Raw genomic sequence first — 20,675 nt, 5'->3', positions numbered from 1 at the left:
GATGGCGGGCGGGCCGGAATTCCCAGCGGGAGATCCACTCTGAATCGGGTGTTAATTCCCCGCGGGGAAACCACCGCCGGTCGGGGACGTACCCGGACCCGACGCGGGGGGATCGGGTGGCGGGCGGGCCTGTCGGAACTCCCCGCAGGAAATCCGGTCTGAATAGGGCGTTAATTCCCCGCGGGGAAACCACCGCCGGTCGGGGACGCGCCCGGACCCAACGCGGGGGGACCGGGTGGCGGGTGGGCGAGCCGGAATTCCCCGCGGGAAATCCGGTCTGAAGAGGGCGTTAATTTCCCGCGGGGAAATCACCGCCTGTCGGGGATGCGCCCGGACCCGACGCGGGGGGACCGGGTGGCGGGTGGGCGGGCCGAAATCTGAAAAGGGTGTTAATTCCCCGCGGGGAAATTGACTGCGACGGGCTCACCCGTTTCTACGTCAAAAATGGCGCGCAGTGCATTGATCCGAATATACTATCCGAAATCATGCCCGGCGCCGCCAGCGATCAGGCGTCGGTCGAAAGCAGTTCGCGCGGGTAGTCGGCGAAGCAGCTGGCGCCCTCCGCGCTTACCGCGAAGCTTTCGGAGACCACGAGTCCGTGGTCCGCCTGCCAGAGCGCGGGGATGGCGTGGAAAGTCATGTTTTCCTCCATCACCGTCTTGTCGCCGTCGCGCAGGGAACAGGTCAGCTCGCCCCAGGTCGGCGGGAAGCCGATGCCGACGGGGTAGCCGATGCGCGAGTCCTTCTCGATCCCGTGGCGGGAGATCACGCGCTTCCACGCCGCCGCGAGATCCTCGCAGAGCGCGCCGGGCCGCACGGCATCGAGCGCGGCTTCCAGCCCCTCGCGGATGATCTCGGTGGTGCGCACGAGTTCGGCGGGCGGGGTGCCGACATAGATGCAGCGCGACAGCGGGCAGTGATAGCGATGCCGGATGCCGCCGAGTTCGATGTAGAAAATCTCTCCCTCGCGCAGCGGCGCGTCGGTCCAGCTGAGGTGCGGGGCCGAGGCCAGCTCGCCCACCATCGCGTTGGGCGGCTTGCAGGGAAACGTGCCGCCCATGCCGGGCAGGCCGGCGGTGGTGACGCGGTAGACCTCGGCCATGACGTCGCACTGGCGCACGCCGGGGCGGGCGGTCTGGCGGGCGGCTTCCATCGCCGCGCCGGCGATCTGGCCGGCCTCGGACATGTAGCGCAGCTCGGTCTCGGACTTGACCATGCGGGCGCGGTTGACCAGCAGGAAGCCGTCGTCGAATTCGCCCTGCCCCATCCCCTCGGTCAGGATGCGGTTCCATTTGGCGGTGTAGTAGTAGTCGTCCTGCTCGGCGGCGATGCGGCCGCGGTCCAGCCCGCGTTCCTTCAGGATCCGGACCAGAAACTGCATCGGGTGCCGGTCGGGCGTGCCGACGTAGCTGTCGGGATACGGAATGACGTTTTCGGGCGCGAGGAAGGCCGTGAACTTCGCCCCCACGGCGTCCATCTTGCGCCCGAACCAGAAGGGCTCGTCGGCATCGACCGGCAGCACCACCATCTGCGGCGTGTAGAAGGACCAGCCGTCATAGCCGGTCAGCCAGAACTGGTTGGCCGGGTTCGAGACCAGCAGCACGTCGATACCGGCGTCGCGCATGAGTTTCTGCGTGCGGGCGACGCGGGCGCGGAATTCCTCGGGCGTGAAGAGAAGCGGATGGGTCATCGGGTCACCTCGGTTCTGGCCAGCCGGTCCCAGGCGCCATCGTGGCCCTGGGGCAGCTTGTGTTTCATGATCCGCTGGCTGGGGGTGCGGGGAAAACCCTCGACCAGCCGGAAGTAGCGGGGCAACTGGTAGCGCGCGAGGCGCGGTTCGAGCCAGGCGGCGAGCGTCGCGGGGTCGAGCGCGGCACCGGCGCGCGGCTGGACGTGGAGGACGGCCTCCTGCTCGCCGATCTCGGCGGCGGTGGCGGTGACGGCGCAATCGGCCACATCCGGGTGGCTAGTGACGACATGTTCGATCTCCCAGGCGGAGACGTTTTCGCCGCGGATGCGCAGCGCGTCGCTGAGCCGGCCGTGAAACCGCAAGGTGCCGCTGTCGTCCAGCGATCCGACATCGCCGGTGTGCAGGCGGCCGGCGCGCAGGGTCTTGCGCGTGGCCTCGGGGTTCTGGTGGTAGCCCGCGAAGAAGGCGCCGGGATCGCGGGTTTCGACCACGATCTCGCCGCGCGCGCCGGTCGGCAGGGCGCGGCCCTGCGCATCGCGGATGCTGACGTCGAACCAGGGCAGCGGCTTGCCCACCACCCCCGCGGTGCCGCCGTCCGACACGGTGGTGATCGAGGACATTTCGGTCATGCCGTAGCATTCGCGGATCGCGAAGCCCCAGCGGGCGCGGGCGGCCTCGAACACCTCGGCGGGGCAGCCGCCGCCCCAGAGGACGCGCAGGCGGGTCGCGCGTTCCTCGGGGCTGTCGGGCTGCTTGAGCAGGATCTGCAGGATCCCGCCGAGGTAGTGGACATGCGTCGCCCGGCTGGCCGCGACCTGCCCCCAGAACCGCCGCGCGCTGAAGGAGGCGGTCATCGCCAGCTCTACATCGACGAGCCCCGGCAGGCCGAGCATCTGCGCGCCGCCGATGTGGTAGAGTGGCTCCCACATGAACATGACGTCGCCGGGGCGCGCGTCGGTCACTTGGGCCACCCCTTCGGCGGCGATGCGCATCATGCGGTGGGTCACCGGCACGCCCTTGGCCGGCCCGGTGGTGCCCGAGGTGTACATCAGCGCGAAGCGGGCATCGGGCGCGGGCGGCGGGGTCGCGGGCGCGGCCGGGCCGTCGAGCAGCGCCTGAAGCTCGGCGCCGCGGCGCAGGAGCGGGCGCGCGCCGGCGCCGCAGGCCGCGATCGCGGGGGCGAGGTCGGGCTCGGCGATCACCAGCGCCGGGTCGGAATGATCGAGGATGTGGCGCAGGCCCGGCCCCTGCGCCTGGGCATTGACCGGCACCCAGACCATCCCGGCCCGAGCCAGCGCAAGGATCGTCAGCACCGCGTCGAGCGAGTTGCGCAGCATCACCGCGACCACGGCGCCGGGGCGCAGGCCGCGCGCGGTCAGCCCCGCCGCGAGCGCCGCGGTGCGCCGGTCGAGGTCGCCGAAGCGCAGCGCCTCGCCGTCAAAACGGGCGAAGACGCGCTCGGGCCGGTCGCAGGCGAGGGTCAGGATCGGTTCCAGGAAGCCGCCGGGCGGCGGCGTCTCTGTCGTCATTTCCGGCCGCGCTGGGCCATGAAAGCCTCCATCATCCGCGCCGGTTCGCCGGTGCCGTAGGCTTCGGCCTGGGTGCGGGCGCCGGCGTCCAGCGCCTCGCGGAAGGAGGCTTCGGTCAACTCGCGGAAGCGGCGCTTGTTCAGCCGCATCGCGACGGGCGGCTTGGCGGCGAGTTCCTCGGCCAGCGCAAGCGCCTCGGGCAGCACCTGCGCCGCCGGGACGAGCCGCGAGATCAGGCCGAGGCGGTGGCATTCCTCGCCGTCCATCAGGCGGCCGGTCAGGGTCAGCTCGATCGTGCGGGCAAGGCCGATCCGGTCCAGCATCACCCAGGGGCCGGTGGTGCTGGGAATGCCGGCGTCGATCTCGGGCTGACCCATGCGGACATCGGCATGCCCGACGCGCAGATCGCACAGCAGCACGAACTGGAAGGCCGAGCCCGCCGCGACCCCGTTCAGCGCCGCGATCGAGGGTTTGTCGAGGGCGCGCAGCGCGCCGTAAAGCTCGGCCCATTCGTCGATCCATTCGCGCGCGCGGTCGGCGTCGAAGCCATGCGCCTCGCCCAGGTCCTGCCCGGCGCCGAAGGCCCGATCGCCGGCGCCGGTCAGCACCACCGCGCGGACATCGGCGTCGGCATTGGCGTCGTGCAATGCGGCGACGAGTTCCTGGCGCATCGGCCGGTGCCAGGCGTTCATCACCTCGGGCCGGTCCAGGGTGATCAGGCGCACGGCGCCGCGGGTTTCAAGGATGATGTAGTCCGGCATGGGACCCTCCTGGATCGTTTCAGACAGGACCGCCAGCGCCCGGCCGCGCCGGGTTGCGGCCGGGCGCCGGCGGTCGCGTGGTCACCCGGTGCTCATTTACTAGGCGCCCGGTCGTTGGCGGATGTTCTCGGGCAGCCAGGTGGCGATTTCGGGAAACGCGATGAGCACGAAGACCATCAGCACCATGATCAGGAACATCGGCAGCGCCGCCCAGGAGATGAAGGTCATCTGGTGTTTCGTCATCCCCTGCAGGACGAAGAGGTTGAAGCCGATGGGCGGCGTGATCTGCGCCATTTCCACCACGACGACGATGAAGATGCCGAACCAGATCATGTCGATCCCCGCCTGCCGGATCATCGGCTCGACAATCGCCATGGTCAGCACGACCGAGGAAATCCCGTCCAGGAACATGCCGAGGATGATGTAGAAGACCAGAAGCACCATCAGCAACTGGAAGGTGGACAGATCGAGCCCGTCGATGAACTGCGCCAGCCCGCGCGGCAGTCCGGTGAACCCCATCGACAGCGACAGGAACGCCGCGCCGGCAAGGATCAGCGCGATCATCGCCGAGGTGCGGGTGGCGCCGAGCAGGCTTTCGATGAAGGTGTGCCAGCTCAGCATCCCCTGCGTCGCGGCAAGGATCAGCGCCCCGATCACCCCGAAGGCCGCCGCTTCGGTCGCGGTGGCGTAACCCAGATACATCGAGCCGATCACGACGAGGATCAGGATCATCACCGGAATGAGCGAGCGCGAATTCTTCACCTTCCACATGAAGGTTGTGCGCGGCTCTGGCGTCGGGTTGAAGTTGCGCGAGAGGGTCGCGGCGATGGCGACATAGGCCATGAACATCCCCGCCAGCACCAGGCCGGGGAAAACCCCCGCCATGAAAAGCCGGGTGATCGATTCGTTGACGGTGACGCCATAGACGATCAGCGCCAGCGACGGCGGGATCATCAGGCCCAGCGTGGCCGCGCCGGCCAGCGTGCCGATCACCATCGTCTCGGGGTAGTTGCGCTTGCGCAGTTCGGGGATGGACATCTTGCCCACGGTGGTCAGCGTCGCCGCCGAAGACCCCGAAACCGCGGCGAAGACCGTGCAGCCGACGATATTGGTATGCACCAGCCCGCCGGGCAGCCGCGCCAGCCAAGGCGAGAGGCCGCGAAACATGTCCTCGGACAGGCGTGTTCGGTAGAGGATCTCGCCCATCCAGATGAATAACGGCAGCGCGGTCAGCGTCCAGGACGACGAGGAGCGCCACATCACCGTGATCATCGCGTCCCCGGCGGGGCGCGCGGTGAACAGTTCCATCCCCACCCAGGCGACGCCGACCAGCGCCAGCCCCACCCAGACGCCGGTGCCCAGCAGCAGAAACAGCACGAAGAGAAAGATCGCGATCGGCGCGAGTTGTTCCATCCAGGAAGCCCCTTATTCGGATTGCGCCGCGTCGCCGGCGCTGCCCTCGGTGCCCGAGGTGCCGGTGAAGATCATGCGGATCAGGTTGTCCCACAGGCAGATCGCAAGCAGCGCCGAGCCGATCACCATCACGATCTGCGGGATCCAGAGGGGCGTCGCGTCCTGCCCCTGGCTGACATCGCCCAGGAGCCGCGACCAGTAGACCGCGTTCCAGGCGTTGTAAAATATGTAGCTGACCACTACCGCGCCGATCGAAAGGCACCACACCTCGCCCCATCGGCGCCAGCGGCCCAGCGCGGTCAGGGCGAGCGTGACGCGGATATGCGAGCCGGTGTTGAGCGCGTAGGCGAACGCCATGAACGAGGCGCCGGCCATCGCGTAGCCGGCGTAATCCGACGCGCCGGGAATCGTCAGGCCGGTCCAGCGCGCGATCATCTGCGCGGTGATCAGAAACAGGATCGTGATCAGGAAGGCCGCCCCGATATAGCCGCCGATCAGATAGATCGTATCGAGAATGCGTCGCACAAGGCCGAGCATTCGGGCCATGATCGCCTCCGTCGTCGTTGGGTCGGACAAAAGTGATGGGGGTCGGACAAAAGTGGTGGAGGTCGGACCAGAGTGGCGGGACGCGGCGCGCAGGCGGCCGCGTCCCGAAGCGAGTGGTCAGTCGGCGCTGCGATACGCCTCGATCACTTCACGGCCGGTCTCGCCGGCGCTTTCCAGCCATTCCTCGGTCATGGTGTCGCCGATTTCGCGCAAACCTTCCATCAGCTCGTCGCTGGCGCGCTGGACGATCATGCCGCCGTCGCGCAACCCGTCGAGGGTGAAGTTGGTGTATTCCTTCGACATCTCCAGTCCGCGTTCCTTGGCTTCCGCGGCGCAGTCGCGGATGGCGGATTGCGTGTCCTCGTCCAGACCTTCCCAGGCCTGCTTGTTGGCGAAGATGATGTTGCGCGGCAGCCAGGCGTCGACCTCGTAGAAATGCGTCAGGCTTTCCCAGACCTGGCTGTCATAGCCGGTCGCGCCCGAGGAGATGAAGCTCTCGGCCACGCCGGTGGCCAGCGCCTGGCTGAGTTCGGCGGCCTCGATCTGCACGGGGCGCATGCCGGTCAGTTCGGCCAGCCGCGCCGTGGCGGTGTTGTAGGAGCGGAAGCGGATCCCCTCCATGTCGGAGACCGAGTTGATCTCGCGCTTGAAGTAGAGCCCCTGCGGCGGCCAGGCGACCGAGTAGAGGTAGACGAGGTTCTGCGAGTCGAGCAGTTCGGCGACCGCCGGACCCGCGACTTCCCAAAGTTCCTCGTGATCATCGAACGATGTCGCCAGGAACGGGATGGAGTCGATACCGAAGAGCGGATTCTCGTTCTGGTGAGCCGAGATCAGGCGCTCGCCGATGGGCGCCTGGCCGGTCTGCACGGCGCGCTTGATGTCGTTGCCGGCGAAAAGCGAGCCGTTGGGGTGGGTGACGATCTCGATCGCGCCGTCGGTCGCATCCGCGACGCAGGAGGCGAATTCCGCGGCGTTCTCGGAATGGATATTGGTCGCCGGATAGGCCATCGGCAGGTCCCAGGTCTCGGCCGTGATGGCCGAAACGCCGACCGCAGTCAGCGCCGTGGCAGTCATGAGGGTGGTCATCGTCCGCATCATCATTCTCCCTGTCGGTTGCGGCTTGTCGTTATTGAAAGCGTGAAGGCGCATAGGGCGCAAGGTCTATGTTCGGGCGTTTCCCGGCGATCAGCTGCGCCAGAAGCTGTCCGGTGCGCGGCCCGCCGGTCAGGCCGACGTGGTGGTGCCCGAAGGCAAGGTAGGCGCCGCTGACCCCGGGCACCGGCCCGATCAGCGGGATCGAATCGGTCGGCGCCGGGCGATGGCCCATCCACTCGGTCATCTTGCGCCAGGTCAGGCCGGGAAAGGCCGCCGCGACCTGCCGCTTGAGAAACTCGACCGGCGGGCGCGAGGGCGGCGCGTCGAGGCCGCCGAACTCCACCACGCCAGCAAGGCGCAGGCGCCCCTCCATCGGCGTGGCGACGAACTTGCCCGCCGCGATCATCCCGGGCGCCTTTGGCATCGCGCTCGGCTCCCAAAGCTCGATGTGATAGCCACGCTCGCTTTCCAGCGGAACCTTGAGGCCCAGCTTCGCGGCCAGCGCGCCGGACCAGGCGCCGGTGGCGATCACCGCGGCGTCGCATTCCAGCGTTTCGGCGGTGCCGTCGCGGGCGCGCAGCCGCAGCCCGGTGACGCGGCCATCGCTGCAGGCAATATCCGTCACCTCGGCAATGCGCAGCGCGCCGCCCTGGGCCACGACGTGATCGGCCAGCGCGCGCACATAGGCGCCCGGATCGGAAATGCGGCCGTGATCGGGGACGCGCACGGCATACCCGACCGCGGGGCCGTAGACTGGATCATGCGCGCGCAGCGCCTCGCCGTCCATTTCCTCATAGGTCAGGCCGAGGTCGCGGCGGATTTCCCAGCCGAAGGCGTCGGCGTCATAGGCGGCGCGGTCGCGGTAGAGGAACATGTAGTCGGAGGGCACGACGAAACGCTCGGCCCCGGTGCCGGCCGCCAGCGCCCGATGATCGGCAAGGCTATCCCCGATGATCCCGTGCAGCGCCGTGGCGATGCGGCGGACATCGGCGGCATTGCCGTGCCGCAGGTAGCGGATCAGCCAGGGCGCGAGCCGGGGCAGATAGCCCCAGCGCAGGAACAGCGGCTGGCCGGGATCGAACAGCATCCGCGGCGCCTTGGCCAGAAGCCCTGGCACCGTGACCGGCACCACCGAACAGGCGGCCAGCACGCCGCCGTTTCCAAAGCTCGCCCCCTCGGCTGGGCCGGCGCGGTCGATCAGGATCACCTTGCGCCCGAAGCGCTGCAGCCAGAGCGCGGTGGCGACGCCGACGATCCCGGCCCCGATAATGGCAACCGTTCCGGAAGCCGCGGCCGGGCCGCCTGCGCTGTCGGCGCTCTGGTCCTGGGGCAGCGTGTCGGTCGTGCTCATGCGGCCTCTCGGGTCAGGGTGCGGCGGGAAAATCGGGCAAGGCGGTCGGTATCGACGGCAATACCCAGGCCCGGCCCCGGCGGCACCACGACCCGACCTTCGCGGATCGGAAAGGGTTGCGCAAGGATATCTTCGGCAAGGTAGTAGCGGGCCTGGTAGAATTCGCAGCCCAGCCCGATGGCGGGCGTCGCGGCGATCATTTGGGCACCGGCAAGATGGCCCAGCCCCGTCTCGAACATGTCACCGCCATAGGCGGAAAGGCCCGCCGCCGCCGCCATCTGGGCCACCGACTGTGCACGCCGCAGCCCGCCGGCCTTCATCACCTTGACCGAGACGCCGTCGCAGATGCCCTCCGCGATCGCGCGCAGCATGTCTTCGGGTCCGAAGACGCTTTCGTCGGCAAGAAGTGGCACGTCGATCGCCTCGCGCAGGCGGCGCATCAGCGCGAACTGCGATGCGGCGACCGGCTGCTCGATGAAATCGGGGCGGAAGGTTGCCACGTCGCGCAGGCAGGCGGCGGCCTCGGCCGGGCCCAGGCCCTGGTTGTAATCGACGCGTATCGCGATGTCGGCATGGTCGCGCCGCAACCGTTCCAGCCGCTCCAGGTCGAACCGGTGCCCGGCGACACCGGCCTTCAGCTTCACGATGCCGACACCATCCGCCCGCAGCCGGTCGAGCAGTGCCAGATCGGCGCCGAAGTCCGGATCGGCGAGCGAGACGGAAAGCGGAATCTCGGCCTGCGCGCAGCCGCCCAGCAAGGCCCAGACCGGCAGCCCGGCGACCCGGCCGACCAGATCCAGCAGCGCGGTTTCCAGCGCCGCCTTTGCCTCGGTGCAATGCGCCACGACGCGCGCGGCGGCTTCCATCATGCCAGCGGCTTCGACAAGCGGCCGGTGCAGCGCGAGGGGGCAGATATAGCGGTCGAGCGCGGCCAGGCTGGCTTCGGGCGAGCCGGTGAAGACCGACCAGCAGGCCGCCTCGCCATAGCCCTGGGTGCCGTCTTCCGCGGTCAGGCGCAGCACGACAACCTCGACCGTGCCGGCGACGCTTCCGATCCCGTGGTCGCGGCGCGACACCACCGGCAATTCCAGGTGCCATAGATCGAACCCGACGATCCGCTGGGAAAGGTCGGCGGTCATGCGGTCGACCCGTTCACAGGTGGGGCGGCGCGCAGCGGCAAGGGCCCGAACGGATCCCCGCAAGCCCTGCGCGCCGGCATAACGGCTAGCGCGGCACGACGCCGAAACCTGGCGATGACTTCGGCCGCTTCCCTGATCTCGCCACCCGCTGACACTTTGCATGCTCCATTGTACACAGCCCCGTGTTCAACACAGCTTGCAAACTCTGTGGGGGTGAGTCAAGTTGCCGCGGCGGGAAGTGCTGCGGACCGGAAAACCGGTGGCAAGACCGCGCGCCGGGCGGAAATCACGGCGGCGGCCGAGAGAAATCGGCGATGACGAAGGGGCGGGCATGAAGGTTGGCGGCGGCAAGGCGGTCTACGGGGCGGCGGTGGGCATCCTGATGCTCGAGGCGCGCTTTCCGCGCATCCCCGGCGACATGGGCAACGCGCTCAGCTGGCCCTTTCCCGTCCTCTACCGCGTGGTGCGCAACGCCAGCCCCGACCTGGTGGTGCGCCGCCGGGCCGAGGGGATGCTCGACGCCTTCATCGACGCCGCGCGCGACCTGGTCGCGGAAGGCGCCGACGGCATCACCACCAACTGCGGCTTCCTGTCGATCTTCCAGGACGAGATCGCGGCGGCGGTGCCGGTGCCGGTGGCGACCTCGTCGCTGATGCAGGTGGCGACGGTGAACAGTCTGCTTGCGCCGGGGCGTCGGGCGGGGATCCTGACGATATCGGCCTCCACCCTGACGCCGCTGCATCTGGAGCGTGCGGGCGTGCCGGCGGACACACCGATCGGCACCACCGAGGGCGGGCGCGAATTCACCCGCGTGATCATCGGCAACGAGCCGGAACTCGACGTGGCGGCGGCGCGCGAGGACAACGTTTCCGCCGCGCTGGCGCTGCAGCGCGCGCATCCGGAACTGGGCGCGCTGGTGCTGGAATGCACGAACATGGTGCCCTATGCGGCCGATATCCGGGCCGCCACCGGCCTGCCGGTCTTTTCGATCGCAAGCTTCGTCACCTGGTTCCACTCGGCCCTGGTGCCGCCGCGTTTTGCCGATCCGACGCCGTCCTTCCCGGCGCTGCGCGGCTGAACCGGGCGACGACCGGCAGCGGGGAGCGAAAGCCGCGCGGAGGGGGCCGGGCCGCCGTCCCGCGCCCTCTACATTGAGGGGGAAGGCAGGTGGGTGCCGAGGTTCAGTTTCCGCGTCCAGCGGGGCGACAGTCGTGAAAGTGGGGTGCGATGAACAGGTTCCGAGGTCTTTCGACGGGTGAACCGGGCGCCGCGCTGGCGATCGTCCTTGCCGTCATGGCCGCGGCGCTGAACGCGCTGGATGCGGTGCTGGTCCGGCTTGTGTCCGAGACCATGCATCCCTTCGCCATCGGCTTCTTCCGCAGCGCCTTCGGGCTTCTGTTCGTGGCGCCGTGGATGGTCTCGCTGCCGCGGCTGGCCCGGTCGAGTTATCGCTGGACGCATGTGGTGCGGGCCGGGATCAAGCTGGGCGCGCTGGTCGCGTTCTATGCCGCCTTCGCGCGCGCCAACCTGGCCGATGCCACCGCGATCATGTTCACCGCGCCGCTGTTCCTGACGCTGGGCGCCTGGATGGTGCTGCGCGAACGGCTCGACCTCTTGCGCATCATCGCGATCCTCGCCGGCTTCTGCGGCGCGCTGATCATCATCCGGCCAGGACAGGGCGATCCGTCGCCGGCGCTGCTGTTCGCGCTGGGCGGGGCGGCGCTGATCGCGGTGTCGCAACTGATGCTCAAGGTGATGTCGCGGCGCGACGATACCCGCACGCTGGTCGCCTGGAACCTGGTGGTGACGGTGCCGCTGGCGGTGTTGCCGGCGCTCTATTTCTGGGCAACGCCGAGCTGGGACATCCTGGCGCTGCTGGCCCTGCAGGGCGGGCTGGGGGCGCTGAACATGGCGATGCTGACCCGCGCGTTTTCGCTGACCGAGGCCTCTCGGCTGGCGCCGATCGACTTTTTGCGCCTGCCGGTGGTGGCCCTGCTGGCCTTCGTGGCCTTTGGCGAGGTTGCCGGCATCAACACCTGGATCGGCGCCGCGGTGATCCTGGGCGGGACGCTTCTGCTGACGGTCGGCGGGGTCCGCCTGCGGTGGCTGACCGGCATGTGGCGCTAGCGCGTTGCGTCCGGTCCACAATTCTGCATACATTCCTGGGCACAGGCGGCCGGGTACGGAAAACGACAGGAACGACGGAAGGTGATGGGCACGATGAAAACGGATGTGGTTGTCATCGGGGCGGGGCTGATCGGCGCCCATACCGCGGTCCAGCTGGCCGATCGCGGCTTCGGCGTGGTGCTGGTCGATCCCGATCCGCCGGGCGGCGAACAGGCCGCCAGCTACGGCAACGCGGCGTGGCTCTCGTCGCATTCCGTCCTGCCGCCCGCCGCGCCCGGCGTCTGGAAGCAGGTGCCGCGGTGGCTGATGGACCCGCTGGGACCGCTGAGCCTGCGTCCGACCTATCTGCCACGGGTTGCGCCGTGGCTCTGGCGCTACCTTGCCTCGGCCTCGACCGAGGCAAAGCTGAGGACAATCGCCGCGCATCTGCGCGCGCTGCTGGTCGGCGCCCCCGCGCTGCATGCCGAAATCGCCGCCCGCGCGGGCCTGTCGCACCTCATCGACGCGGAATGCGGGCTGATGCATGTCTACCCCGATCGCGCCGCCTATGCCGCTGATGCGATGGCCTGGGACATCCGGCGCGACCTCGGCATCGCGTTCGAGGAGGTCGAGGGCGAGGAACTGGCCCGCCGCCAGCCCGATCTTGCGCCGGAATACCGCTTCGCCATCCACGTTCCCGAAGGCGGGCAGTGCCGCGACCCCGGCGCCTATTGCGCCGGTCTGGTTGCGCATGCCGAAACGCTGGGCGCGCGGCGCATCATCGCCCGCGCCACCGGGTTTCGCGAAAGCGGCGGCAAGCTGACCGCGGTGGAGACGACGCAGGGCGAGATTGCCTGCAGCGCCGCGGTGATCGCCGCGGGTGCGCATTCCCGCGCGCTGGCGATCAAGGCCGGCGACCGCGTGCCGCTGGAAAGCGAGCGCGGCTATCACGTCACCATCGCCGGCGGCGACAACCTGCCCGGCCCGACGACCGGCGTCATGATCAGCGACCGGAAGGTGGTGATCAGCCGGCTGCAGCACGGCGTCCGTTGCGCGGGACAGGTCGAGATCGCAGGCCTCGACGCCGCCCCCAACTGGCGCCGCGCCGAGGTCCTGCGCACGCATCTCGCCAAGGTTTTTCCCGGCCTCGACACTGCCGAGGGGCGCGTCTGGATGGGGCACCGGCCCAGCACGCCCGATGGACTGCCGGTGATCGGCAGGGCATCAAGGCTTTCGGGCGTCGTCCAGTCCTTCGGGCATGGCCATGTCGGGCTTGTGTCGTCGGCGCGCACGGGGCGGTTGAACGCGCAGCTTGTCGCCGGCGAGGAACCCGAGATCGACCTTGCCCCGTTCAGCCCGGCGCGCTTCGCCTGATCCAGCCGCAGTCAGGGGGATTGCGGCGGTTCGGCTACCGTCCCTCCCCGATCAGGCTGTCTGGAACAGCCAGGCACCGCGCCCCAGCGCCGGCGCGAAGGGCAGAACGAGCGTGTCACCGACCGCTTTCGCCTCGGGCCGCGCGCGCAGGAAGGACAGGTCCGCCACGGTGACGCGCAGCCCGACGAAACAGGACCGCCCGGGGTCCACCGCCTGCCCGATCAGCTCGGTTGCTGCGTCCTCGGGCAGAAACTCGACCGCGCCGCGATCAAGCGCGATGCGCAGTCCCGCCTCGGTTTCCTCGGGCGCGCGGCCCAGCAGCCGGGCGAAACGCGCGGCGGCCTCCTGCGGGTCCGGCGCCGAGACGAGGATCGCCTGAAGCGCCTGCGCGCCGTTGGCGTGCCGGGTCCAGCGCGGCTGCCACATGGCGGCCTCATCGTGATGGGTCAGGACCTGGACGCGGCCTTCGGGCATGGATCCCGCCGCCATGCGCGCGACGGTGAAGGCGGCGGTCCGATGCCCGACGACCGTTTCCACCGCGCGCGAGAAATGAACGAGCGGGCGCATCTCGACCCCCGCTTCCGTCAGTTCCCGGTGGCGGGCAGCGGCATCCGCGACCCCGAAGGCGCAGAGATGCAGGCCCGCGCGACGGCCAAGCGCGGCGCTGAATTCCCGTCCGATCGGCGTGTCGGCGGTGTGGACCAGGAACTCCAGATACCCCGCCGGCAGCATGACACAGACATTCCCGGTCCCGGTCAGGCGTTCCGCCCCGGTTTCGGGGTCCGGCTGCACCTGCGCCGAGAACGGCGTGACGGTGAAGCCAAGCTCCTCCAGCGCGCGCCGGGCGGCGTCGGCATCGGCGACGAAATGGCCGCTGTGGTCCAGGGTGACTTCGCGATCCGCGGGTTGGTTGGCTGATTTCATGACCCGTGTTCCTGACTTCCCTGCGCGGCCCGGACAAGAGGGCGCGAAAACCGTTGCAATGCACTCTTTAATGTATAGCATGATGTATACAAACAAGCCCGTGCTCAAACCGGCACAGAATGGATCCCGACGGGCGCCGCATCAAGGATGCGTCTGGTGCCCGTCACAACTGACAGAGAGGTTGACCATGACCCTTGGACACAGCATTCGCACCGCCCTGGCGGGTGCCGCCCTTGTGGCGTCGGGCGCGGTGGGCGCCGCGGCGCAGGACTTTCCCGCCCGCGACCTGACCCACATCATGCCCTGGAGCGCCGGCGGCGGCACCGATTCCGTCATGCGCACCTTCCTGCAGTATGTCGAGGAGCCGCTGGGCGTCGGCATCCGCACGCAGAACATCACCGGCGCGCAGTCGGGCGTCGGCGTGCTGCGGCTGATGCGCGCGCGCCCCGACGGCTACACCATCGGCACCCTGACCTGGGACAGCATGATCACCGTTCCCTACCGCGACCTGGTGCCGGGCTACGATACCGCCGACCTCAGCTACCTCGCCATGGTGACGCTCTATCCCACGGTGCTGGCCGTCAATGCCGACACCGGATGGGAATCCCTGGACGACTTCATCGCCGCCGCCGAGGAACGGCCGGGCGAGGTGACGGTGTCGAACTCGGGCATCGCCGGGATCTGGCATCTTCACGCCCTCGACATGGCGGACCAACTGGGGATCGAGGTCAATCACATCCCCTTCCCCCACGGCTCGGCCGAACAGCGCGAGGCGCTGCTGTCGGGCGAGAACGACGCCGGCAGCCTGAGCTACGCCACCGTGGCCACCGCGCATGAAGCCGGCCAGGTCAACGTGCTGGCCGTCATGGGCGAGGAGCGTGACGCGAACCTGCCCGACGTGCCGACCTTCAAGGAACTGGGCTATGACGTGGCCTGGGGCGGCATGCGGGTTCTGGCGGTTCCCGCCGAGACGCCGGAGGACATCCAGCAGACGCTGATCACCGCGATGAAGGCGGGCTTCGACGACCCCGAATTCCAGCAGCGCGCGGAAGAAACCGGCATGAATGCCTACTGGATGGACGGTCCGGCGGCGAAGGAATATGTCGAACGGATGCAGGAACGCGCGACGCAGATGCTTGACCGGCTGACCGAGGAAGGCCTTATCGGCGACTGATCCGTCGCACGGCGACACTTGCCCGAAGTTCCATCGCGACCCGGTTGTCCGCAGCAGCCGGGTCGCTTCGCAGATCAAGAAGCCAGGGGAAGAACCGCCAGTGACCCTCAACCGCCAGGTCATTTTCGCCCTTTTCATCCTCGCGCTCGATGCCGCCTATCTGCATCAGGCCTTGTCGCTGACCTTCCCCTTCGCGCGGGGCGAACCCGGCCCGGCCTTCATGCCGCTGATCCTGGTCGTGGTACTCGCAATCGGCGCGCTCGGCGTGTTGGTCCAGGAATTGCGCGGCACCCCCGACCCCGATGACGAGGTCGGCGGAACCTTCGCGCTGCGCACGCTGGCCCTGATCGCGCTGACCGCAGGCTTCGTCTGGGCGTTCGAGCCGCTTGGCTACTGGATCGCGACGGCGGGCTACACCTTCGCCGTCGCCTGGCTGTTCGAGCAGGACCGCCTGGGCGGCGTCCGCGCGGTGCTGACCTCGGCCCTGATCGCGGCCGGGATCACCGTGTCGGGCTGGCTCTTCTTCGCCTACCTGTTCGAGCTTTTCCTGCCGGCGGGCCGGTTCTGATGTCCGGGGAAATTCTTCAGGGCTTCGGCGCGCTCACCGATCCGGTGACCTTTTTCTACCTGGTGGGCGGGTTCCTTATGGGGCTGCTCTTTGGGGCCATCCCCGGACTGACCGCGACGCTGGCCATCGCGCTTCTGTTGCCCTTCACCTTCGCGATGGAGCTGACCAACGCGCTGGTCATGGTCATGGCGATTTTCATGTCCGGCATCTACGCGGGCAGCGTGACGGGCATCACCGTCAACATTCCCGGCGCGGCCGGCGGCGCCATCACCACGATGGAAGGCTACCCGCTGACCAAGCGCGGCGAAGGCGCGAAGGCGCTGAGCCTCGATGCGCTGGCGTCCTCCATCGGCGGCGTCCTCGGCGCGCTGGTGCTGATGTTCGTCGCCATCCCGATGAGCCAGTTCGCGCTTCTCTTTCGCACCCCCGACAAGTTCGCGCTGGTCTTCATGGCAGTGGTGACCGTGGTCATCGTCGCCAAGGGCTCGATCTGGAAAAGCCTCGTCGCGGTGACCCTGGGCCTGATGATCTCGACCGTGGGCTTCGACAACATGGTGGCGCAGGGCCGCTTCGATTTCGGCAGTCACAACCTGATCGAGGGCGTGCTGCTGCTGCCGGCGGTCATCGGCCTCTTCGCCGTCTGCGAGCTGTTCCTGCAGGGCGGCTCCCCGCCCCGGGGCGCGCTCGATGCGCCGAATTTCAAGGTGCGCCACCGCGACTTCCTGCCGAAATGGGCGGACATCCGAGAGATCGGCTGGTGGACCTACGTCAAGAGTTCGATCATCGGCGTGCTGATCGGCATGCTTCCCGGCGGCGGGGCCTCGATGGCGTCCTTCGTCGCCTATGCCGAGGCAAAGCGTGTGTCGAAGAAACGCGAGGAATACGGCAACGGCTCGCACGAGGGGCTCTCGGCCGCAGAATCCGCCAACAACGCCATGTGCGGTGGCGCGGTCGTGCCGCTCCTGACCCTCGGCATTCCGGGCGACGCGGTCACGGCGATCATCTTCGGCGTGCTTCTGATCCACGGGCTGGTGCCCGGACCGGGCCTCCTGACTAACGAGATGGCGACGATCGCGCCCATGTTTGCCGCGCTGATGGTGGCGGCGGTCTTCGTCTTCCTCTCGGTGCTGGTCTTCGGGCCCTATTACATCCGGCTGGCCCGGATGAACCGCGCGGTGCTCTATTCCTTCATCGCCATGGTGGCCATGGTGGGGACCTATGCCTCCACCTTTTCGGTCTTTCAGATGTGGGTGGCGCTGGGGATCGGGATCTTCGCGTATCTGCTCCGGCTGATGTCCTATCCGCTGGTGCCGATGCTCATGGGCTTCATCCTCGGGCCGTATCTGGAGCTTTACATGCGCCGCGCGCTGATCACCTCGCAGGGCGACGTGATGATCTTCTTCCAGAGCCCGATCAGCCTCGGGCTTTACGCGATGATGTTCCTGTTCATCTACTTCCTGCGGATCCGCGCGCCGAAGGTCGGCTGAGGCGGCCCACCCGACGGCGGGAGCGATCTACAAACCGCGATGCGCCTGGAATCCGGGTAAAGATCAGGTTAACAGAAAAATCTTTATGCCGTTCTTTCAGTGACTTGATCGGGGTGTGCAACTTGCACACCCCTCCATTCCTCACCGTTTCGGCGCGGAAAGCCCCGGCTGATCCCTCTCGGCCCCGGCCTCAGCCCATCCAGCGGCGCACCGGCGCGTTGGCCTCCTCCAGCGGCTGGCTGACGATATCGACCAGCGTCGGGCCGTCGTGCGCCACCGCCGCGCGCAGCACGCCCTCCAGCGCCTCGGGGTCCTCCACCCGCCAGGATTTCACGCCATAGGCCGCCGCGACCGCCGCCTGATCGACCCGGTCGAAATCGACGTTGTAATAGCGCGACCCCTTGTCGGCCATCTGGCTTGCCTTGATCCAGCCGTAGCTGGAGTTCGAGAAGACGATGAAGGTGATCGGCGCGCGCGACCGACAGACCGTTTCCAGCTCGCCCACGGTGAACCCGAAGGACCCGTCGCCCATCAGCGCAACCGTCTTGCTGCCCGGCCGCCCGTACCACGCGCCCAGCGACGCCGCCAGCGCGTAGCCAAGCGCCCCATGCGCACGGTTGGTGATGAAGTACCGCCCGGCGAGTTGCTGGCTGTAATACGCCGAATAGTAGGGGCACGACGTCCCGGGATCGGACACCACGGTCGCATCGGGGGGCAGAACCTTCATCAGGTCCGAAATCACGCGCTCCGGTCGGATCGGCCGCTCCGTCCCTGCCGCGATCCGGTCGAAGATCTCGAACTTGCGGCGCTTGATGTCCGCGACGGCCGCCGCCCCCCCGAAGGTGGCGCCCCCCTGTCCCCGCCGGTCGAGTTCCGCGTTCACCATCTCCAGCGACATCCGCAGGTCGCCCACCACGCCGACCTCCGTCGGCAGGTTGGCCCCGATCACCAACGGGTCGACGTCGAAATGCACGATCCGCGTGCCGACACTCGGCGCCTCCCAGCGCGAGGTCGTGGTCGACCCGGCGCGGCACCCCATGAACACGATCAGGTCGGCCACTTCCATCAGCTCCCAGGTCTGATCGGTGCCGCCGTTCGAACCCACCACGCCCAGCGAATTGGGGTGAACGTCCGCCAGCGACCCCTGCCCCGAAATCGACGTCGCCACCGCGATGTCGAGCCGCGTGGCAATACGCTCGAGCTCGTCCATGGCACCCGCCACGACAACGCCGCCGCCGCAGACGATCAGCGGGTTCCGGGCCGACAGGATGGCATCGATCGCCGCCTCGATCGCGCCCGCGTCCGGGCCGGTCGGATAGGCCGGATAGCTGGCAAGCTTCGGGTCGGCCCAGATGTCGGTGGGTTCGACCGGATGGTACTGGATGTCATAGGGCAAGCCCAGATGCGCAGCGCCGGGCCGCCCGGTGGTCATCGCGCGGAAGGCGGCGCGCACCATCCGCGGAATGTGATCGGCGTGCCGGATCACCGTGTTCCACTTAGTCAGCGGGCGCATCAGCGCCTCCTGATCGACCTCTGTCAGCGGGTACTTCCCATAGGTCCCGACCGAGATGTCGGTGGTGATGGCAAGCATCGCATAGGAACTTTCGGAAGCCTCGATCAGGCCCGGCAGGATATAGGTCGCCCCACCGCCGGACGGGCCCTCGCAAATCCCGGGCCGGCCGGTCACGCGCGAATAGCCATCCGCCATGTAGGCGGCGCTACGTTCGTCGCGGGTCAGGATATGGTCGATGTCGTGGTCGAGCAGATGCATGGCATCGTAAAAGGGAAGCGTCGTGTCGCCGCACAAGCCGAAGATGTGCTTCACCCCATGCGCTTCCAGCATGCGCACCATGGCTTCGGCGCCGTTGAGCCTGTTTTCCAAGAAGAACCCTCCTCTCGGCTATCCCGAACCGATCAGGAAAGCCGTGGCAAAAAACTGTATCCGTGGTTGTATACATACATGCAGGCAGTTTCGCAATGATCGAAGGCCCGCCCTACAGGGTCAGGCCGCCGTTCACGTGCAGGTTCTGGCCAGTGATGTAGCCCGCGCCCTCCGACAGCAGGAACGCCCCCGCCGCGGCGACTTCTTCGGGGCGGCCGATGCGCGCCATCGGGATCGTGTCCGTCACCTTGGTCCACTGCTCCGGCGTCAGCGAGGAGGGCGTTCCGGCCTCCTTGGCGATGAAGCCGGGGACCAGCGCGTTCACCGTGATCCCCCGCGGCGCAAGATTGGCGGCGAAGAGGCGCACCTGGGCCTCCAGCGCCGCTTTCGCCGGGGCGGTGGGGGCATAGCTGTGGGTCTTGGTCCGGTGCGCCCCGAAGGCGCTGACACACAGGATGCGGCCGCGCCGATCCGGCAATTTCCGCGAGGCAAGCGCCGCCAGGGTCTGAAAGGCCATCGGCATCGCATCGAGCGCGGTGCGCAGCGCCTTCGCGTCGGCGGTGTCGAGCGTCCCGAGTTTCGCGTAACCGGCGGCGAAGGTGAAGGTGGTAAACCCGCCGGCGGGCAGCTGGTCCAGCCAGTCTGAAACCCGTTCTGCCAGATGCGGCTCCTCGGTCAGGCCCAGGCAGGTGTCGACCCTTGCCCCCTTCGCCTCGCAGTCCGCGGCGACACCGCGCAGGCGATCGGCGTTCTGGCCGGTGTGCAGCAGCAACTCCATTCCCGGCGCAGCCAGAATCCGCGCAAGCGCGGCGCCGATACCGGAGCCCGATCCGATGATGATGTGACGTTCCATGCTACGCGCTCCTTCGACTGTGCCGCCTTGCACGCCGGCGTCAGGCCGACGACAGCGTGTAGACGTGCCCGTACGCCGCCTTGATCGCCACGAGGATGTCGTCGTTCCGATGCAGGATATGTTCGCGCATCACCTCAATGGCGGCGTTCTTGTCGCGCGCGCACATGTGGTCGAGGATGTCACGATGCTCCGATTGTGTGCGCTCGCGTCGGCCCTCCATGGCGATCCAGCGGACCAGATGGATACGGTCGTTGAGGTTGGAGAGTGTCTGCCGCAACACCTCGTTGCGGGCGAGTGCGGCGATGGTGTCATGGAACCGAAGATCCAGTTCGATCAGCCGGTCGACTGAGGCGTCGGGCGACTCCGCCATGCTTTCGCTGAGGAATTCGGACAGCGCCTCGAGTTCCGCATCTTCGGCGCGTTCGCAGGCGAGGCGGACGGTCGCGCACTCGATCTCGAGCCGCGCCTCGAACAGATCGAAAACCACCTTCGGTTCGAGCCCGGGCACCGAGAGTCCCCGACCCCGGTCGACCAGCAGCCCCTCGGCGACAAGCCGGTGCAGCGCCTCGCGCAGCGGCGTGCGGCTGATGTTCAACTCGCTGGCAAGCGCGACCTCGTTGATCTTCTGGTTCGGCAGGAACCGCGACCGCAGGATCCGCTCGCGAAGCTGCGCATAGGCCCGTTGTGACGATGACGGGCCGGGCTTTGCCTGCGCGGATCTAAGTTCGTTGGACATGGCCCGACCCTTTCACCAATGTTCTGCTTTTCGAATTGCGGGCACCG

At 68.2% G+C, this 20,675-nt stretch carries 18 protein-coding genes; 6 read left to right on the top strand and 12 right to left on the bottom strand.

The features are described from left to right. Positions 1 to 505 precede the first annotated feature (505 nt). From IM708_RS01440 to IM708_RS01405, 8 genes are all read right to left on the bottom strand, one after another. Complete coding sequence (locus tag IM708_RS01440; RefSeq protein ID WP_209424515.1) at positions 506 to 1,690, bottom strand: Xaa-Pro peptidase family protein; 1,185 nt, start codon at positions 1,688 to 1,690, stop codon at positions 506 to 508. Then, positions 1,687 to 3,219, bottom strand: coding sequence for an AMP-binding protein (locus IM708_RS01435; RefSeq protein WP_209424514.1), 1,533 nt, complete (start codon positions 3,217 to 3,219; stop codon positions 1,687 to 1,689). The genes IM708_RS01440 and IM708_RS01435 overlap by 4 nt, the downstream gene beginning before the upstream one ends. Further along, a complete protein-coding gene (locus tag IM708_RS01430; protein ID WP_209424513.1) occupies positions 3,216 to 3,980 on the bottom strand; it encodes an enoyl-CoA hydratase/isomerase family protein in 765 nt (254 codons plus the stop codon). The genes IM708_RS01435 and IM708_RS01430 overlap by 4 nt, the downstream gene beginning before the upstream one ends. Positions 3,981 to 4,079: 99 nt before the next feature. Continuing rightward, positions 4,080 to 5,393, bottom strand: a complete 1,314-nt coding sequence (locus IM708_RS01425) for a TRAP transporter large permease subunit (RefSeq protein ID WP_209424512.1) — start codon at positions 5,391 to 5,393, stop codon at positions 4,080 to 4,082. 12 nt (positions 5,394 to 5,405) lie between these two features. Continuing rightward, positions 5,406 to 5,939, bottom strand: a complete 534-nt coding sequence (locus tag IM708_RS01420) for a TRAP transporter small permease (RefSeq protein WP_209424511.1) — start codon at positions 5,937 to 5,939, stop codon at positions 5,406 to 5,408. 117 nt (positions 5,940 to 6,056) lie between these two features. After that, a complete protein-coding gene (locus IM708_RS01415; RefSeq protein WP_209424510.1) occupies positions 6,057 to 7,034 on the bottom strand; it encodes a TRAP transporter substrate-binding protein in 978 nt (325 codons plus the stop codon). Positions 7,035 to 7,065: 31 nt separating this feature from the next. Further along, positions 7,066 to 8,385 (bottom strand): FAD-dependent oxidoreductase, encoded by a 1,320-nt coding sequence (locus IM708_RS01410; protein ID WP_209424509.1) that lies wholly within the window; start codon positions 8,383 to 8,385, stop codon positions 7,066 to 7,068. Next, a complete protein-coding gene (locus IM708_RS01405; protein WP_209424508.1) occupies positions 8,382 to 9,524 on the bottom strand; it encodes an enolase C-terminal domain-like protein in 1,143 nt (380 codons plus the stop codon). The genes IM708_RS01410 and IM708_RS01405 overlap by 4 nt, the downstream gene beginning before the upstream one ends. A gap of 331 nt (positions 9,525 to 9,855) precedes the next feature. Between IM708_RS01405 and IM708_RS01400 the strand changes: the two genes are divergently transcribed. From IM708_RS01400 to IM708_RS01390, 3 genes are all read left to right on the top strand, one after another. Beyond that, complete coding sequence (locus IM708_RS01400; protein ID WP_209424507.1) at positions 9,856 to 10,602, top strand: aspartate/glutamate racemase family protein; 747 nt, start codon at positions 9,856 to 9,858, stop codon at positions 10,600 to 10,602. 149 nt (positions 10,603 to 10,751) lie between these two features. After that, entirely contained in the window at positions 10,752 to 11,651 is a 900-nt protein-coding gene (locus IM708_RS01395; protein WP_209424506.1) for a DMT family transporter, read from the top strand. A 93-nt stretch (positions 11,652 to 11,744) separates the two neighbouring features. After that, a complete protein-coding gene (locus IM708_RS01390) occupies positions 11,745 to 13,004 on the top strand; it encodes an FAD-dependent oxidoreductase (RefSeq protein WP_209424505.1) in 1,260 nt (419 codons plus the stop codon). A gap of 51 nt (positions 13,005 to 13,055) precedes the next feature. On the opposite strand, the gene IM708_RS01385 is transcribed toward IM708_RS01390, so the two are convergent. Then, complete coding sequence (locus tag IM708_RS01385) at positions 13,056 to 13,928, bottom strand: VOC family protein (protein ID WP_209424504.1); 873 nt, start codon at positions 13,926 to 13,928, stop codon at positions 13,056 to 13,058. Between the two features lie 187 nt (positions 13,929 to 14,115). Here IM708_RS01385 and IM708_RS01380 point away from each other — a divergent pair, with 187 nt between their 5' ends. From IM708_RS01380 to IM708_RS01370, 3 genes are all read left to right on the top strand, one after another. Next, a complete protein-coding gene (locus IM708_RS01380) occupies positions 14,116 to 15,102 on the top strand; it encodes a tripartite tricarboxylate transporter substrate binding protein (RefSeq protein WP_209424503.1) in 987 nt (328 codons plus the stop codon). Positions 15,103 to 15,202: 100 nt separating this feature from the next. After that, the gene (locus IM708_RS01375) at positions 15,203 to 15,670 is read left to right on the top strand and encodes a tripartite tricarboxylate transporter TctB family protein (RefSeq protein WP_209424502.1); all 468 of its coding nucleotides are present in this window, start codon (positions 15,203 to 15,205) and stop codon (positions 15,668 to 15,670) included. After that, positions 15,670 to 17,157: a tripartite tricarboxylate transporter permease gene (locus tag IM708_RS01370; RefSeq protein WP_209424501.1), complete on the top strand. Its 1,488-nt coding sequence runs from the start codon at positions 15,670 to 15,672 to the stop codon at positions 17,155 to 17,157. Before IM708_RS01375 ends, IM708_RS01370 begins: the two co-directional genes overlap by 1 nt. Positions 17,158 to 17,347: 190 nt before the next feature. Here IM708_RS01370 and IM708_RS01365 read toward each other — a convergent pair whose 3' ends face one another. From IM708_RS01365 to IM708_RS01355, 3 genes are all read right to left on the bottom strand, one after another. Continuing rightward, positions 17,348 to 19,039 carry a thiamine pyrophosphate-binding protein gene (locus IM708_RS01365; RefSeq protein WP_209424500.1) on the bottom strand — a complete coding sequence of 564 codons (1,692 nt, stop codon included), beginning with the start codon at positions 19,037 to 19,039 and terminating at the stop codon, positions 17,348 to 17,350. Between the two features lie 112 nt (positions 19,040 to 19,151). Further along, complete coding sequence (locus tag IM708_RS01360; RefSeq protein ID WP_209424499.1) at positions 19,152 to 19,892, bottom strand: SDR family oxidoreductase; 741 nt, start codon at positions 19,890 to 19,892, stop codon at positions 19,152 to 19,154. Positions 19,893 to 19,932: 40 nt separating this feature from the next. After that, positions 19,933 to 20,628, bottom strand: a complete 696-nt coding sequence (locus IM708_RS01355) for a GntR family transcriptional regulator (protein WP_209424498.1) — start codon at positions 20,626 to 20,628, stop codon at positions 19,933 to 19,935. Between the last annotated feature and the right edge of the window lie 47 nt (positions 20,629 to 20,675).

This window comes from Pararhodobacter sp. SW119 (genome assembly GCF_017811755.1).
Lineage (GTDB): Bacteria > Pseudomonadota > Alphaproteobacteria > Rhodobacterales > Rhodobacteraceae > Pararhodobacter.
This window is presented reverse-complemented; position numbering and strand designations above follow the sequence as displayed.